Genomic DNA, 16,825 nt, shown 5'->3' with positions numbered 1-16,825 from the left:
CCCGGGGTTCGGGAACGCCCGGGATCCGCGAGGCGACCGGGTGCCGGGCCGTCGGTACCGGGCCGGAGGTGCGCCGGGGTCGCAGTGCCTCCAGATGCCGGGGCGGGCGCCCGGCGTAATCAGATGACGGGGTTGATCTGGGGTTCAGGGTTGGTGGGTGCTGGCGCGGACGATCAGCTCCGTCGGGACGGTCACCGTGCTGGCCGGGCCGTCCTCCGCGAGCGCCAGTTCCAGCGCCCGGGCGCCCATCTCCGCCAGGGGCAGCCGGACCGTGGTGAGCGCCGGGAACAGGTCCCGCACCACGGGCACGTCGTCGAAGCCCGCGACCGCCACGTCCTCGGGGATCCGCAGCCCGCGCTCGCGCAGTCCGGCGCAGAACCCGGTCGCCATCACGTCGGAGGTGACGAACACGGCCGTGGTGCCGGCCGGGATCTCCAACGCGGCGCGGTACCCGCCGTCGCGGCTGAACTCGGCCCGCACCAGGGTGCTCTCCGGGTGCCCGAGCCCGTCGCGGAAGCCGTCGATCCGGTCCCGGACGGTGCGCAGCCGGTCCGGGCCGGCGACGATCGCCACCCGGTGGTGGCCGCGCAGGTAGGCGCCGAGGGCGTGCGCGCCGCCCCGATTGTCGGGCACCACGGTGTCGCCGGGCAGGCCCGGCTGGCCGACGCACACCATCCGGCCACCGGCCGCGACGAACTGGCCGATCGCGTCGGCGAGCCGCTTCTCGGCGGCCCGGTCGGTGGTGCGGCTGCCGACCAGGATCGCGGCGCGGGCCCGCTCGCCGCGCAGTGCCGCCAGGTGGGTGACGGCCGCGTCCGGGTCCGCCCCGGTGCTGCCGATCACGACCCGCAGGTTGTGCGGACCGGCGGCGGACAGCACCCCGGAGGCGATGCCCGAGAAGTACGGGTCGGCGATGTCGTGCAGGAGCAACCCCACCAGCGCGGTACTGCGCCGGGCCAGCGCCTGGGCCTGCGCGTTCGCCGAGTAGTGCAGCGAGCGGGCGGCGCTGAGCACCCGGGCGTGCAGCGCGGGCGAGACCTTGCGGTCGGAGCCGTTGAGCACCCGGGACGCCGTGGCCAACGAGACGCCCGCGGCGCTCGCGACGTCGTGCAGAGTGGGCTGGCGGGTCACGGGGGCTACGTTAGCCTGTGCCGATGATCAACCTTCTGGGCTTGTCCACTCTCGGTTGTCCGGGGCTCCCGCTGGCCGACGTCGCGGCGCTGGCCCGCCGGTACGGGATCGGGGCCGTCGAGCTGCGGTGCGCGCCGTCGGAGCCCGTGCACACCGGGATCTCGGCGGCGGACCGCGCGGCCGTCGTCGCCGACCTCGACGGGCTGGCGGTGACGGGGCTGGCGACGTACATCCGGTTGTCCGACGGCATCGACGGGCTGGAAGAGCATGTGCAGCTGGCCCGGGACCTCGGTGCGCCCACGTTGCGGCTGTTCCCGGGGACGGGGCCGGCCGGGCCGATCGTGGAGCGGCTCGGGGCCGCCGTCGAGCGGGCCGCCGGGTCCGGGGTGCGGCTGCTGGTGGAGACGCACGACGAGTTCCTGACCGGGGCGTCGCTCGCGCCGGTGCTCGCGGCCGTGCCCGGGGTGGGTGCGATCTGGGACGCGCTGCACACGTGGCGGGCCGGGGAGTCCCCCGCCGAGGCCGCCGCCGCGCTGGCGCCGTGGCTGGCGGAGGTGCAGCTCAAGGACGCGGCGTCGCCGACCGAGCGGCGGCCGTTGGTGCCCGGGACCGGGGCGGTGCCGCTGGTGGAGACCCTCGCGGCGGCGCGGGCGGTCGGGTACTCGGGCGTGGTCGTCCTGGAGCACGAGACGCCGTGGTACCCGGACGCGGAGCCGTTCGAGGCGGCCGTGGCGGGGTTCGCGGAGCTGGTCCGCGCGGCCGGCTGACCCCCTCTTGCCGTTCTTTCGGAAAGCGTTTACCGTCGCTGTGGAAAGCGCTTACCGAAGGGATGGACATGGAACGCAGGTCGATCGGCATCGTGATGAACGGCGTGACCGGCCGGATGGGGTACCGCCAGCACCTCGTCCGGTCGATCCTCGCCATCCGGGAGCAGGGCGGACTCCCCGCCGCCGACGGCAGCCGGATCTGGCCCGAGCCGATCCTCGTCGGCCGCAACGGGGCCAAACTCGCGGAGCTGGCCGCGCGGCACGGGCTGACGGAGTACACCACCGACCTCGACGCGGCGCTCGCCCGCGACGACGTGGAGATCTACTTCGACGCCCAGGTCACCCCGCTGCGCGAGGACGCCATCCGGCGCGCCCTCGCCGCCGGCAGGCACGTGTACACCGAGAAGCCGCTCGCCGAGACCGTGGCCGCGAGCCTCGACCTGGCCCGGGCCGCCGCGCACGTCAAGACGGGGGTCGTGCAGGACAAGCTGTTCCTGCCGGGACTGCGCAAGCTCCAGCGGCTGATCGACGGGGACTTCTTCGGCCGGATCCTCAGCGTGCGCGGCGAGTTCGGCTACTGGGTGTTCGAGGGCGACTGGCAGCCCGCCCAGCGGCCCAGCTGGAACTACCGGGCCGAGGACGGCGGCGGGATCGTCGTGGACATGTTCCCGCACTGGCACTACGTGCTGGAGCAGCTGTTCGCCCCGGTCCGCGCCGTCACCGCCCACATCAGCACGCACATCCCGGCGCGGGTCGACGAGAACGGCCCGTACGAGGCCACCGCCGACGACGCGGCCTACGGCATCTTCGAGCTCGACGGCGGCATCGTCGCCCAGATCAACTCCTCCTGGACGACCCGGGTGTTCCGCGACGAACTGGTGGAGTTCCAGGTGGACGGCACGCACGGCAGCGCCGTCGCCGGCCTGCGCACCTGCCGGATCCAGTCCCGCGCGGGCACGCCGAAGCCGGTGTGGAACCCGGACCTGCCCGTCACGGAGAGCTTCCGGGACCAGTGGCAGACCGTGCCCGACAACGAGGAGTTCGACAACGGGTTCAAGGTGCAGTGGGAGCACTTCCTCCGGCACGTCGTCGACGACAGCCCGTTCCCGTGGGACTTCATGGCCGGGGTGCGCGGGGTGCAGCTCGCCGAGCTGGGGCTGCTCTCGGCGCGCGAGGGCCGCCGGGTCGAGATCCCGGAGCTGTCGTGACGCCCCGCACCACCGCCGGGGGCACCGGCCTGCGGGCCCCGTCGACGGGCGGTCTCTTCCCGCTCACCGGTTCCGTCGAGTGGCCACACCACAAACCCTCCACGACACGTGAGGTGTACGCCGCCGCGCACGTCGTCGCCGACCCCGCCGCCGAGAACGTCCCCGGCACGCCCGCCGTCCTCGACTGGGACGCGACCCTGGCGTTCCGCCACCACCTGTGGTCCTACGGATTCGGGGTCGCGGAAGCCATGGACACCGCCCAGCGCGGCATGGGCCTGGACTACCCCGCGACCAGGGAACTCGTCCGGCGCAGCGCCGCCGAGGCCCGCGCGGCCGGCGGCCGGATCGTCGCCGGAGTGGCGACCGACCAGCTGGAGGTGTCCCCGGAGGCGCTGCGGGAGGCCAACGACCGGCTCGGCGGGACGGGCCCCGGCCGCCGGGTGGGGGCCGACCGCCGGACCGGCCCGGACGCCCGGGTCCTCGGGGTCGCGCACCTCGACCTGATCGGCCGGGCCTACGCCGAGCAGCTCGCGGACGTGCAGGACGCCGGGGCCACGCCGGTCCTGATGTGCAGCCGGCACCTGGCGGCCGTCGCGCGCGGCCCGGAGGACTACCTGGCCGTCTACTCCGACCTGCTCCGCCAGGCCTCGGGCCCGGTGGTGCTGCACTGGCTCGGCGACATGTTCGACCCCGCCCTCGCCGGGTACTGGGGCTCCGCCGACCTCGACGCGGCCACGGAGACGGTGCTCGCCCTGATCCGCGGGTACCCGGACAAGGTCGACGGCATCAAGGTGTCCCTGCTCGACGCGGACCGGGAGGTCGCCCTGCGCCGGGCGCTCCCCGCCGGCGTCCGGCTGTACACCGGCGACGACTTCCACTACCCGGAGCTGATCGAGGGCGACGGGCACGGCCACTCCGACGCTCTGCTCGGCGTGTTCGCGACGATCGCCCCGGCGGCGGCGTCGGCCCTCGCGGCGCTCGACGGCGGGGACACGGCGGAGTACCACCGGATCCTCGCGCCGACCGTGCCCCTGGCCCGGCACCTGTTCGGCCCGCCCACGTACTTCTACAAGACCGGCATCGTGTTCCTCGCCTGGCTCGCCGGGCACCAGTCGCACTTCACGATGGTCGGCGGCCTGCAGTCGGGCCGGTCGGCGGCGCACCTGGCGGCGCTGGTCGGGCTGGCCGACGCGGCGGGGCTGCTGCCGGACCCGGAGCTGGCCGAACGGCGGGCCCGGGCGTTCTTCGAGGTGCACGGGTGGACCCCGTGACCGGCCTCGAACGGTTCTCGCTCAACTCCGCCACCACCAGGCACTGGCCCCTGCCGGAGCTGGTCGCCGGCTGCGTCGAGGCCGGCGTGGGCCTGGTCGGGCTGTGGCGCGAGAACCTCGACGCCCTGGGCCCGGCCCGGTCCGCCGCGCTGGTCCGCGACGCCAGCCTGCGGGTGACGAGCCTGTGCCGGGGCGGCTTCTTCACGTCCCCGGACTGGTTCGACGACAACCGGCGCGCGATCGACGAGGCCGCCACCCTGGGCGCGCCCGAACTCGTCCTGGTCAGCGGCGGTCTGCCGCCGGGTTCCCGGGACCTCGACGGGGCCCGGGAGCAGATCGCCGACGCGATCGGCGAACTGGTCCCGCACGCGCTCGCGGCCGGGGTCCGGCTCGCGGTCGAGCCGCTGCACCCCATGTTCGCGTCCGACCGGTGTGCCGTGTCCACCCTGGGCCAGGCCCTGGACCTCGCCGAGCGGTACCCGGTGGCGGCGGTCGGGGTGGTCGTGGACACGTACCACGTGTGGTGGGATCCGGACGTGTGGCGGCAGATCGCGCGGGCCGGGGAACGGATCGCCTGCTTCCAGCTCGCGGACTGGATCACCCCGCTGCCGGCGGGCGTCCTGCTGGGCCGGGGACTGCCCGGCGAGGGCTGCGTCGAGCTGGGCCGGTTCGCGGCGGCCGTCGACGCGGCCGGCTACACCGGGCCCGTGGAGGTGGAGGTCTTCCACGAGGCCGTCTGGGACCGACCGGGCCGGGAGGTGCTGGCGGACGCGGTCCGCGGGTACCGGGCCGCGCTGGGCACCCCGGTGCGCTGACCGGCCTTCCTCGAGATTGCGCGATCCATCGACATTCACCACACAACGGACGAGGTCACAGGCGCCCGGGCGGTCCATCGCGGACCGTCCGGGCGTTTGAGCACGTTGGGAGAAGCCTCCCGGGGTTGCCGCTGATATTCCTTAGCTCTGCCACCTCTCCGCCCATTGAGGTGGCTTGACTGGATAAGGCTGGTAATCACATATATGTACACCGACGGTGGCAGTGGCACGACCGGGGGGTGCGCACGTGGCGAACACGGCTGACGACTCCTTTCCGCTGACAGAGATCCAGTACGCCTACTGGGTCGGCCGGGGCCCGAACTTCGTCCTCGGCAACGTCGCCCCGCACGCCTACTTCGAACTCGACGGCAAACGCCTCGACCCCGACCTGCTGACCGACGCGTGGCGGCGGCTCGTCCAGCGGCACGACATGCTCCGCGCGGTGGTCGGCGACGACGGCCGGCAGCGGGTGCTCACCGACGTGGCGCCGTACGAGATCGCGTGCGTGGACCTGCGCGACGCCGAGCCGTCCGATGTGGACGACGCGTTGGCCGGGATCCGCGCGGAGATGTCGCACCACGTGTACCCGGCGACGACCTGGCCGCTGTTCGGGCTCCGGCTGACCCGGCTGCCCGACCACGACCGGCTGCACATCAGCCTCGACCTGCTGATGGTGGACCTGGCGAGCGTCGCGGTGCTGTTCCACGAGTGGGCGCTGCTCTGCCAGCACCCGGAGACCGTGCTGCCCCCGATCGACACGTCGTTCCGGGAGTACGTGGAGGCGCTCGAGGAGGCGCACACCGGCCCGCGCTACCTGAAGGCCCTGGAGTACTGGCAGAGCCGCGCCGACACCCTGGCCCCGCCGCCCGACCTGCCGCTGGCCCGCTCCCCCGCGAGCGTGCGCAAACCCGTGTTCACCCACCGGGAGTACCGGCTGCGGCCCGACCTGTGGCAGCGGTTCGGTGACCGGGCCCGGGACCGGGGGCTGACCCCGACGGCCGTGCTGGCCACCGCGTTCGGCGAGGTGCTGTCGACGTGGAGCGGCACGGAGCGCTTCACCCTGAACCTGACCCTGTTCAACCGGCTGCCGCTGGTGCTCACCGACGACGGGAACGGACACCGGATGGCGCACCCGCACCTGCGGAGCGTCGTCGGCGACTTCACCTCCATCTGTCTGCTGGAGCTCGACACCGGCGGCGGGGTCGGGTTCGCGGACAAGGTCGGCCGGACCCAGCGGCAGTTGCAGCAGGACCTGCGGCACCGGTACGCCAGCGCGCTGCACACGCTGCGCGAGCGCCGCCGCCGCGGGTTGCAGACCGGCTTCGAGACCATCCCCGTCGTGTTCACCAGCGGGCTGGGCACGGTCGCGGACCTGAGCGGGCCCCGGGAGTACTTCGGCGACATCGGGTACCGGGTCAGCCAGACCCCCCAGGTGTGGCTCGACCACCAGGTCGTGGACGTGACCGGCACCCTGGAGCTGTCCTGGGACGCGATCGAGGAGCTGTTCCCGGCCGGGATGCTCGACGACATGTTCGGCGCGTACACGGCGCTGGTCGAGCGGCTGGCCACCGACGCCGACGCCTGGGACACCGACGTCGTGCTGCCGCTGCCGGCGGAGCAGGAGACCGCGCGCCGGCGCGCCAACGACACGGCGGGCCCGCTGCCGGCCGGCCTGCTGCACGAGCCGTTCCTGGCCCGGGTGCCCGAGCGGCCCGACCAGCCGGCCGTGATCAGTTCGGCGGGCACGGTGACGTACGCCGAGCTGGCCGAGCGCTCCGGCGCCCTCGCCGGCGCACTGGGGGCCACGGGGGCCGACGCGCTCGTGGGCGTGGTCGCGGACAAGGGCGCGGACCAGGTGGTGGCCGCGTACGGCATCCTGCGGGCCGGCGGCGCGTACCTGCCGGTGGCCGCGAGCCTGCCGACCCTGCGCCAGGGGCAGATCCTCACCGACGGGCGGGCCGCGGCGATCGTGTCGGGGGCGACCACCCGGCCGCAGCACTGGCCCGAAGGGTTGCGCCGGCTCGACCTGGCCGACCTGCCGGCCACCGCGCCGGTCTCGGACGCCGGACCCGCGCACCCCGGGGACCTGGCCTACGTGATCTACACGTCCGGCTCCACCGGTACCCCCAAAGGTGTGATGATCGAGCACCGCTCGGCGTTGAACACCATCGTGGACATCAACGACCGCTACCGGGTCACCCCCGACGACCGGGTCTTCGGGCTGGCCGAGCTGGGCTTCGACCTGTCCGTGTACGACCTGTTCGGCACCCTGGCGGCCGGCGCGACCCTGGTGCTGCCCGACGGGGACAAGACCAACGACCCGGCGCACTGGGCGAAGCTGATGACGGAGCACCGGGTCAGCGTGTGGAACTCGGTACCGGCCCAGATGCTGATGCTCGTCGAGCACCTGGAGGCCGGCGCGGAGGTGCCGCCGGCCCTGCGGGTGGTCATGCTCAGCGGCGACTGGATCCCGGTCGACCTGCCCGACCGGATCGCCGACCTGTGGCCGGACGCGACGGTGTACAGCCTGGGCGGGGCGACGGAGGCGTCGATCTGGTCGATCGCGCACCCGGCCGCCGAGGTGGACCCGGACGCGCCGAGCGTCCCGTACGGCACGCCGCTGCGCAACCAGCGGTTCCACGTCCTCGACGCGCGGCTGCGGCCGAGCCCGGTGTGGGTGACCGGCGAGCTGTACATCGAGGGCGACGGGCTGGCCCGGGGCTACTGGGCCGACCCGGACAAGACGGCGGCGAGCTTCCCGACCCATCCGGTGACCGGCGCGCGGCTGTACCGGACGGGCGACTACGGCCGGTACCTGCCCGACGGCACGCTCCAGTTCCTCGGCCGCCGCGACGGCCAGATCAAGATCAACGGGTACCGGGTGGAGCTCGGCGAGGTCGAGGCGGTGCTCCGCCAGCACCCCGGCGTCGAACAGTCCGTGGCGGTGGCCGTCACCGGCGACGGCCCGGCCCGCCTCGTCGGCTACGTCGTGCCGGCCGACCCGCCGGACCCGACCCTGTTCGGCACCGAGACCGCCGACCGGGCGCACAACGACGCGCTGTGGCGGCGGCTCACCGGGGTCGCGGCCAGCGCCCCGGAGGAGGACACGTCCGTGCTGCTCGACGCGTGGCGCCGGCTCGACGACGTGCACGCGGCGGCCGTCGGCACGGCGTTCCGCGCCCTGGGCATGCCGCACCTGCCCGGCAGGGTGTTCGACCCCCGGCACATCGCGCGGGGCGCGGGCGTCGCGGGCCGGTACGACCGCTGGCTGGGCCGGGCCACGTCCGTCCTCACGGCCCGGGGCTTCCTGGAGCCCGCCCCGGACGGGGTGGTGGTGGCCCGCGAGCTGCCGGAGGCCATCCCCGATTCCGTCGCGCGCGCCGTGCGGGCCGGCCTGGGCGGGACGCTGGGCGTGCCCGACGACCTGACCGACTGGCTGCTGTCCCTCGCCGGGAACGTGGCCGGGGTGCTCACCGAGGACCTGCACTCCGCGCAGCTGTACACCAACGACCGCACCACCGAGGTGTACGCCCGGCTGTTCGACCCGACGTACCGGATCGCGGCGGCGGCGGTCGCCGAGCTGGTCGCGCACTGGCCCGCCGACCGGCCGCTGCGGATCCTGGAGGTCGGCGCGGGCTACGGCTCGCTGACCGGCCACCTGCTGCCGCTGCTGCCCCCGGAGAACACCGAGTACGTCTTCACCGACATCTCGACGTACTTCCTCGGCGCGGCCCGCACGGCGTTCGCGGCGCACCCGTTCGTCCGCTACGAGCTGTACGACCTGGACCGCACCCCGGGCGCGCAGGGCTTCGACGGCCGGGAGTTCGACCTGGTCGTCGCCGCGAGCGTGCTGCACGACGCGAAGGACATCGACCGCACCCTGCGGAAGCTGTCGGGCGTGCTCGCCCCCGACGCGGTGCTGCTCCTGGTCGAGCAGACCACGTTCCACCCCTGGTTCGACCTGACCATGGGCCTGCAACAGGGCTTCGACGGGTACGAGGACACCGCGCTGCGCGGCGCGCACCCGCTCCTGGACCGCCGGCAGTGGGGCACCGCCCTGACCACGGCCGGATACACGGCCCCCACGGTGCTGTCCACCGGTGGCCCGGCGGCCGTGGGCTTCGACGTGATCGTGGCCCGGGGGCCGGCCGAACGGCGCCGGTTCGAGCCGGAGGCGTTGCGGGCGTTCGTCGGCGAGCGGCTCCCGAAGCACATGGTGCCCGCGCGGATCCACACACTCGACGCGGTGCCGCTCAGCGACACCGGCAAGGTCGACCGCAAGGCACTCGCCCAGGCGGGGGCCCGCACGGCGGCCCGGGGCCGGCCCGCGAAGCCGCCGCAGACGGAACGCCAGCACGCGCTGGTCGACATCTGGCGGGAGACCCTGGGCCTGGCGGACCTGGACCTGGCGGACGACTTCCTGGAGGCCGGCGGCGACTCGTTGCAGGCGGCCCGGCTGGTGGCGGCGATCCAGACCCGGTTCGGGGTGGCCGTGCCCGTCGCGGTGATCCTGGAGTACCCGACCGTCGAGGCCCTCGACGGCTACCTCACCGACCTGATCGGCCCGTCCGAGACCGGGGAGACGTCATGACCGAGCAGGCGATCCGGGACTGGCTGGTCGGCTTCGTCGCCGAACTGCTGGCCATCGACCCGGCCGAGGTGGACCCGGCCGCGACCATGGAGGCGCTGGGGGTGGACTCGGCGACCACCCTGGTCCTCGCCAGCGACCTGGGCGAGCTGCTCGGGCGGACGATCCCGCCCACGGAGCTGCTCGACCACCCGACCCTCGCGGCGCTGGCCGGGCACCTGGCCCGCCAGCCGAGCACGGTGTAGGGGGCCGGCGGGTGGAAACGCTCCACACTCCGCGCTGGCTGGTCCGCGCGATCGCCCGGCCGACCCCGGCCGTCCGGTTGTACTGCTTCCCGCACGGCGGCGGCTCGATCGCCGAGTACGTCCGGTGGGCCGCGGACCTGCCCGGCGTGGAGCTGTGGGGCGTACAGCTGCCCGGTCGCGGCAGTAGGCTGCGGGAACGGCCGTTCACCCGGATGGAGCCCCTCGTGCGAGCACTGCTGGCGGAGAACACGTTCGCGGCGCCGTTCGCCTTCTTCGGGCACAGCATGGGCAGCCTGGTCGCGTACGAGGTGACCCGGGCGCTGCGGGACGTGGGCCGGCCACTGCCCGAGCGGCTGTTCGTCTCGGCGTACCCGGCCCCGCACCTGCCCCGTCGCGAGCCGGCGGTGCACCACCTGGCCGACGACGAGCTCCTCGCCGAGGTCGAACGCCGGCACGGCGGGGTGCCGGCCGAGGCCCTGGCCGACCCGGCCCTGAAGGCGATGATCGCCGGCTGCCTGCGGGCCGACTACGAGCTGATCGACTCCTACGAGCACCGCCCCGCCCCGGCCCTGCCGGTCCCGTTGACCGTGCTCGGCGGCCGCGAGGACCACGTGACCGAGGAGGAGCTGACCGCCTGGGCGGAGCACAGCACCCGGCCGCTGGCGTCCCGGCGGTTCGCGGGCGGGCACTTCTACCACCGCGAGCACCGCCGGCCGCTGCTGCGCACCATCAACGCCACGTTCCGACAGCAGGGGGTCTGAGTGCTCGTCTTCGCGTTCGCCGCCCTGGTCCTGATCGCCATCCCCGGTCCGGACCAGGCCCTGATCACCCGCAACGCCCTCACCGGCGGCCGGGCCGCGGGCCTGTTGACCATGGTCGGCGGGGTCACCGGCATCTCCGTGCACGCCACGGCGGCGGCCTTCGGCGTCTCCGGGCTGCTGATGGCCTCCGCCGAGGCGTTCACCGTGCTGAAGCTGATCGGCACGGTGTACCTGCTGTGGATGGGCATCCAGACCCTGCTGTCGGCCCGCAAACGGGTCGCGGCGGCGGCCGAGGAGGCCACCCAGCCGGCCGGGTCCCCGTGGCGGTACCTGCGGCACGGTTTCCTGTCGAACTCGCTGAACCCGAAGGTCGCGCTGTTCTTCATCACGCTGCTGCCGCAGTTCTTCCCCACCGACGGCGGCGGCCTCGGGTACGCGCTGCTGCTGTCCCTGGTCTTCGCGTGCATCTACCTGCTGTGGTTCAGCATGTACGTGCTGCTCGTCGACCGGGCCGGCGCCCTGCTGCGCCGGCCGCGGGTGCGGGCCCAGATCGAGCGGGTCACCGGGGTGCTCCTGGTCGGGTTCGCGATCCGGTTGGCGCTGCAGAGCCGGAACTGAGGACACACAGGACACTTTCTACCATTGGGGTTTCTACCCGAGTATGGTGCGTTATCGTCGTACCCCTCGATGTTAGGAACCACTGTGAACAGACGTCTGATCGGCGCCCTGCTGTCCACTGTCACCGGTGCCGCGATGGTCGCCACCATGGCCACGCCCGCCGCCGCCACACCCCGGGTCCAGGCGGTCACCTTCGCCGGCACGGTCGCGCTGAGCAACTGCTCGGGCTCCGTCGTGCGCCCGCCGAACGCGTTGTCGACCGACCCGGCCCTGGTGCTGTCCAACGGGCACTGCCTGGAGACCGGCATGCCCGGGCCCGGCCAGGTCGTGCTGAACCGGTCCTCCACCCGCACGTTCCAGCTGCTCAACGCCGCCGGTACCGGCACGGTGGGCACGATCCGGGCGACGAAGATCGCGTACGGCACGATGACGGACACCGACATCTCCCTCTACCAGGTCAGCCAGACCTACGCGCAGATCCAGAGCACGTACGGGATCCGGGCGCTCGACCTGGTGGCCACCCACCCGGTGCAGGGCACGGCGATCTCCGTCGTCTCCGGGTACTGGAAGAAGAAGTACAACTGCAACATCGACGGCTTCGCGTACCGGCTGAAGGAGGGCAGCTGGACGTTCAAGGACTCGATCCGGTACACGTCGCCGTGCAACGTCATCGGCGGCACCTCCGGTTCGCCGATCGTGGACGTGGCCACCGGCAGGGTCGTCGGGGTCAACAACACCATCAACGAGAGCGGCGGCCGGTGCACGCTGAACAACCCGTGCGAGGTGGACCAGGCCGGCAACGTGACGGTGCGCCGCGGGATCGGGTACGGCCAGGAGACGTACACCATCGTGGCGTGTCTCGGGGCCGGTAACCAGATCGACCTGAACCGGGCGGGCTGCACGCTGCCGAAGCCGTAGTCGGGAGCCGGTGGGGCGGGCGGTGGTCCGCCCCACCGGCGTCACCGGTCCGGGCCGACGCGGATCACCCGGCCGGGCCGGGACGGGTCGCGGGCGATGCCCGCGTGGCGGGTCACGGGCACTGCCCACGTGGCGGGTCACGGGCACTGCCCGCGTGGCGGTTCCCGGGCCGCCGCGGGCTGGAACGGAGGCCTCTCCGACACCGCCCGTCACGGACCGGCGACCGTCCGGCGAAGAACTCCCCCCACCGCCCACTGTGGACGCCAAACCACCCCATCCGCGCCCGGACAGCCCATTGACAGGGGTGCGCGCGCCAGCGAGGCTCAACTTCGTTGATCTTGAAACTCACGGAGGAGCCCGCATGACCCAGCACGCCCTGATCGTCGACGCGCACCAGGCCCTGCGCACGACCATCTCCGCCGTGGACCCCGCCGACTGGGCCCTGCGCACCCCGTGCTCCGAGTGGAACGTCACCCAGGTGCTCCAGCACGCGGCCGGGGACCAGTGGGCCTACGCGGCGGCGATCACCGGCGGGCCCGGCCCGACCGAGGACCCGTTCGCGCCGTCGGGCCGACTCCGGGACGCGCCGCTGATCGTGCTGGACCTGGCCCTGGACGCCACGGCCGGCGCCTGGGCCACGGTGCCCGTCGACGCGCAGGACGTGCCGAACCCCCTGCCGCAGGGCCCGATGTCGGCCGTGCTCGCGTCCGGGGCGTGCGCCCTCGACGCGGCCGTGCACGCGTGGGACATCGCGGTCGCCACCGGCCAGCCGTCGCCGCTCACCGCCGAGCTGGCCGAGGGGCTGCTGCCGGTCGCGCGGGCGCTGTGCGAGCCGCTGCGGCAGTGGGGCGCGTTCGGGCCGGTCGTCGCCGACGAGCCCGGGGACGACGGGGCCGCCACCCTGCTGCGCTACCTGGGCCGCGACCCGCACTGGAAGGCCTGACCGGACCGCTCCGGGCCCGGGCGTCCCCGGGCCCGGAGCCGACGGGCGGCGGCGGTGTCCGGTCGGGGACGTTGTCCGGTTCCAGAAGGATCGCACCCTTAGATCAAGGTCGATACTCCGAGGGGTACCCGACGGGAGGCCCCACCGTGACCCCACCGAACCGCACCCTCGACCGGGAACTGGCGCAGGTCATGCGCACCGGCCCGTTCTCGGTGGCCCTGCACCTGGCCATCGAGTCGCGCGGCTGGACCCTCGAACGCGTCCAACGCGGCCTGCTCGGCCACGGCGTCGGCCTGAGCCTGAGCACCCTGAGCTACTGGCGGCGCGGCCGCAGCCGGCCCGAACGTCCCGAGTCGCTGCGCGCCGTGCACCTGATCGAACGCCTGCTGGACCTGCCCGAGGGCTCCCTGACGGGCCTGCTGGACGGGCGGTCCCGCCCCCTGCGGCCGGGCCGGTCGCCACAGCCGAGCCTGGACCCGGAGCGGCTGTGGTCCGCGCCGGCCGGCCTGGCCCGGACGTTCGGGCAGCTCACGGCGCCGCCGCAGGACCACCTGCTCCGGGTCAGCGTGCACGAGGAGCTGGAGGTCGGCCCGGACCGGCACCTGCGGGTGATGCGGACCCGACTGGTGCTGCTGGCGCTCGCCGACCGGCTCTCGCACTGCCGCGTCGTGTACTGGGCGGAGGTCCCCGGCACCGAGCCGCCCTCGATCGGCGCGACCCGGTTCTGCCGGCCGGGCCGGATCCGCACCGACCTGGACAGCGGGTTCAGCGTCACCGAGCTGGTACTGGACCGGATGTTGCAGCGCGGCGAGTACGCGGCCCTGGAGTACGAGGTGCTGCCCGGGCCGACCGCCGAGATCATCGACGAGTTCACCCGGCGCAGCGCGGTGCCGATCCGGGAGTACGCGCTGTCGGTGTGGTTCGACCCGGCGGCGCTGCCCGCCCGGTGCGTGCGGCTGGAGCGGCGGACGGCCGACGGGCCCACCTCGGACGGGGAGGAGCTGTGGCTGGGCGCCTCCGGTACCGCGCAGCTGGTGGTCATCGACGCCCCTCCGGGTCAGGTCGGGATGCGCTGGGAGTGGGAGTGACGGGGGCCCGGCCCGTGGAGGTGGCCGGGCCCCCGCCCGTTCAGGACAGGGTCGCGTCGTCGAACTTGGCGACCCCGTGCGCGCTGGTGTTGGTCATGGTCAGCGTCAGGGTGTAGCTCTTCCCGGCGGTGACCCCGGCGTTACCGGGGAACCAGAAGCCCCCGTTCATGCAGGCCAGCTGGATGAGGCTCCGGCTGGAACCGGTGGCGGTGTCGACGAGGGTGGCGGTGGCCATCTCGAAGGCGAACGGGTCGCAGTTGGACGTCAGCACGTACACGTTGAGCTGGCTCTTGCCGGCGGGCACCGTGAACGTCTGGCTGATCGAGGAGGCCCCGGTGCCGCCGCCGACGGAGGCCGCGTAGGCGCCGGTGCGCCCGCCGCCGACCGCCGAGGTGGTGCCGGTCCCGGTCCAGCCGCTCAGCGTGCCGGTCTCGAAGCCGCCGTTGGTGACGCCCTCACCGCCCGGGACCGTGGCCTTGACGTTGAGCACGAACGTGGTGTCGTGGGTCGCGGAGGCGGCCCGCCCGGTGACGGTGATCGAGTAGGAACCGGTCGCCGTCGCCGTCGTGGTGGCCAGCGTCAGCTTGGCGGTGTTGCCGGCGGTGACGGAGTCCGGCGCGAACGTCGCGGTCACGCCCGAGGGCAGTCCGGCCGCGGACAGGGCGACGGTCTCCGCCGAGCCCCCGGTGACGGCCGTGGAGACCGTGCTGGTCGCGGACTCGCCGTTGCGGACCGTGGCCGTGGCCGGCGACAGGGAGATCGAGAAGTCGTTGCCGCCACCGGTGCCGCGCACCGTCAGGGTGTAGGCCGCGGTGTGCGTCGCCGACGCCGACTTCCCCTGCACGGTCACGGTGTAGGTGCCCGACTTCGTGTCGGCCGTGGTGGACAGCGTGAGCTTGGACGTGCCGCCCGCCGTCACCGACGCCGGGTCGAACGCGCCGGTGGCGCCGGTCGGCAGGCCCGAGGCGGTCAGCGCGACCGTCTCGGCGGAGCCGGTCACGACGGCCGTGGACACCGTGGTGGTCAGGGCCGACCCCGCGTCGACGGAGCCCGAGGTCGGGTTCACCGCGATCGAGAAGTCGTTGGTGGGCTGCGGGTTCCCGCCGCCGAAGTCCTTCGTGTACAGCAGCAGGTTCGGCGAGCCGGTGCCCGGGTTCTTGATCTTGCCGGGGGTGGCCGCGTTCACGACGGCCGCGTGCACCTCGGCCGGGGCCGCCGTCTTGTGGTTCTGCAGGTACAGCGCCGCGCCGCCGGCCACGTGCGGGGACGCCATCGACGTACCCGTCATGTTCGCGTAGGCGGTGTTGGAGCTGATCCCGGCCGAGTAGATGTTCTCCCCGGGCGCGAACAGGTCCAGGCACTTCCCGTAGTTCGAGGTGCCGCTGCGGTTGTCGGTGGCGTTGCTGTTGCCGACGTCCAGGGTCTCCTTGACCGTGCCGCCAGGGCCGAACGAGCAGCCGTCGGAGCCGTTGTTGCCGGCCGCCGCGACGTACGTGAAGCCGGCCGCGATGGAGTTCTGCAACGCCTGGTCGCCGATGTGCGCGTCGTCGAAGCCGAAGCTCATGTTGACGACGGCGGGCTTGACCCCGTTCTGGGTGATCCAGTCGAAGCCCTTGATCGCGGCGGAGTCCGGTCCGGTGTTGCCGCAGTTGGTGCCGAGCGCGCGGACCGCGACCAGCTTGACCTTCTTGGCCACGCCGACGGTCTTGCCGCCGATGGTGCCGGAGACGTGCGTACCGTGCCCGAAACAGTCGTTGCCGTTCTGGCCGTCCTCGATGAAGTCGGCCCCGACGCTGGCCCGGCCCTCGAACTCCTGGTGACCGATCCTGATCCCGGAGTCGATGACGTAGGCGGTGACGCCCTCGCCGGTACCCGCGTAGGTGAAGCTCTTGTCGAGCGGCAGGTCCTTCTGGTCGATCCGGTCCAGGCCGTAGCTGGGCGGGTTGGTCTGGGTGTCGAGCAGCCGGGCGGTGCCGTCCTGGGCGACCTGGGCGACCTGCGGGTCCGCGGCGAGCCGGCGCGCCTGCCGCTCGGTCATGTTCTTCACGGAGAACCCGTGCAGCGCGGCGGTGTAGGTGAACCCGAGCGTGCCCTGGTACTTGGTGGCGAGCGCCCCGGCCGTGGCCTCGATGGCCCTCGGCGCGGCCGACCGCAGGGCGCTCTCCTTGAGGACGATGACGTAACTGCCCGGGATCGGTTGGGACGCGCCGTGCCGGACCACGCCCTCGGCGGGGGCGGCCGAGGACGCCTGTGCGCCGACCGCGAGGGTGGCGACGGTCAGGCCGAGCGCTGCGAACAGCGCCCGGCGGGTGGTCTGTCGTGGTGTCAAGGTGCCCTCCGGCGGAGTGCGCGCCGGCAGCGCGAAGCGGCCGACTGAGGGGTGAAGTGTCCGAATCACACCACCGGCCGCGAGTCGTGCGGAAGACGGTTACAAGCACCACGGGGCGGGGGGTCGAAACCCGCTGTGAAACC

General features: G+C 73.6%; 13 protein-coding genes. 11 read left to right on the top strand and 2 right to left on the bottom strand.

The features are described from left to right. Window positions 1–144 precede the first annotated feature (144 nt). Complete coding sequence (locus PT931_RS31915; RefSeq protein WP_456249433.1) at window positions 145–1,131, bottom strand: LacI family DNA-binding transcriptional regulator; 987 nt, start codon at window positions 1,129–1,131, stop codon at window positions 145–147. Between the two features lie 23 nt (window positions 1,132–1,154). On the opposite strand from PT931_RS31915, the gene PT931_RS31910 reads away from it, so the two are divergent. The 11 genes from PT931_RS31910 (at window position 1,155) to PT931_RS31860 (ending at window position 14,353) form a co-directional block, all read left to right on the top strand. After that, window positions 1,155–1,898, top strand: a complete 744-nt coding sequence (locus PT931_RS31910; RefSeq protein WP_456249432.1) for a sugar phosphate isomerase/epimerase family protein — start codon at window positions 1,155–1,157, stop codon at window positions 1,896–1,898. Between the two features lie 68 nt (window positions 1,899–1,966). Next, window positions 1,967–3,106, top strand: coding sequence for a Gfo/Idh/MocA family protein (locus PT931_RS31905; protein WP_456249431.1), 1,140 nt, complete (start codon window positions 1,967–1,969; stop codon window positions 3,104–3,106). 113 nt (window positions 3,107–3,219) lie between these two features. Further along, window positions 3,220–4,377 carry a dihydrodipicolinate synthase family protein gene (locus PT931_RS31900; protein WP_456249465.1) on the top strand — a complete coding sequence of 386 codons (1,158 nt, stop codon included), beginning with the start codon at window positions 3,220–3,222 and terminating at the stop codon, window positions 4,375–4,377. Further along, complete coding sequence (locus PT931_RS31895; RefSeq protein ID WP_456249430.1) at window positions 4,365–5,192, top strand: sugar phosphate isomerase/epimerase family protein; 828 nt, start codon at window positions 4,365–4,367, stop codon at window positions 5,190–5,192. The genes PT931_RS31900 and PT931_RS31895 overlap by 13 nt, the downstream gene beginning before the upstream one ends. A gap of 247 nt (window positions 5,193–5,439) precedes the next feature. After that, window positions 5,440–9,783, top strand: a complete 4,344-nt coding sequence (locus tag PT931_RS31890) for an amino acid adenylation domain-containing protein (RefSeq protein ID WP_456249429.1) — start codon at window positions 5,440–5,442, stop codon at window positions 9,781–9,783. After that, window positions 9,780–10,025 (top strand): acyl carrier protein, encoded by a 246-nt coding sequence (locus PT931_RS31885; protein ID WP_456249428.1) that lies wholly within the window; start codon window positions 9,780–9,782, stop codon window positions 10,023–10,025. Before PT931_RS31890 ends, PT931_RS31885 begins: the two co-directional genes overlap by 4 nt. Before the next feature lie 11 nt (window positions 10,026–10,036). Next, entirely contained in the window at window positions 10,037–10,786 is a 750-nt protein-coding gene (locus PT931_RS31880) for a thioesterase II family protein (protein WP_456249427.1), read from the top strand. After that, a complete protein-coding gene (locus PT931_RS31875; protein WP_456249426.1) occupies window positions 10,787–11,404 on the top strand; it encodes a LysE family translocator in 618 nt (205 codons plus the stop codon). It begins immediately after the preceding gene. Between the two features lie 84 nt (window positions 11,405–11,488). Beyond that, on the top strand, window positions 11,489–12,322 hold the full coding sequence (locus tag PT931_RS31870) for a S1 family peptidase (RefSeq protein ID WP_456249425.1): 834 nt from the start codon (window positions 11,489–11,491) through the stop codon (window positions 12,320–12,322). Window positions 12,323–12,683: 361 nt separating this feature from the next. Then, entirely contained in the window at window positions 12,684–13,265 is a 582-nt protein-coding gene (locus PT931_RS31865; protein ID WP_456249424.1) for a TIGR03086 family metal-binding protein, read from the top strand. Between the two features lie 146 nt (window positions 13,266–13,411). Then, window positions 13,412–14,353, top strand: a complete 942-nt coding sequence (locus tag PT931_RS31860) for a hypothetical protein (protein WP_456249423.1) — start codon at window positions 13,412–13,414, stop codon at window positions 14,351–14,353. A gap of 40 nt (window positions 14,354–14,393) precedes the next feature. On the opposite strand, the gene PT931_RS31855 is transcribed toward PT931_RS31860, so the two are convergent. Then, complete coding sequence (locus tag PT931_RS31855) at window positions 14,394–16,682, bottom strand: S8 family serine peptidase (RefSeq protein WP_456249422.1); 2,289 nt, start codon at window positions 16,680–16,682, stop codon at window positions 14,394–14,396. Between the last annotated feature and the right edge of the window lie 143 nt (window positions 16,683–16,825).

Source organism: Longispora urticae, from assembly GCF_053902585.1.
This window is presented reverse-complemented; position numbering and strand designations above follow the sequence as displayed.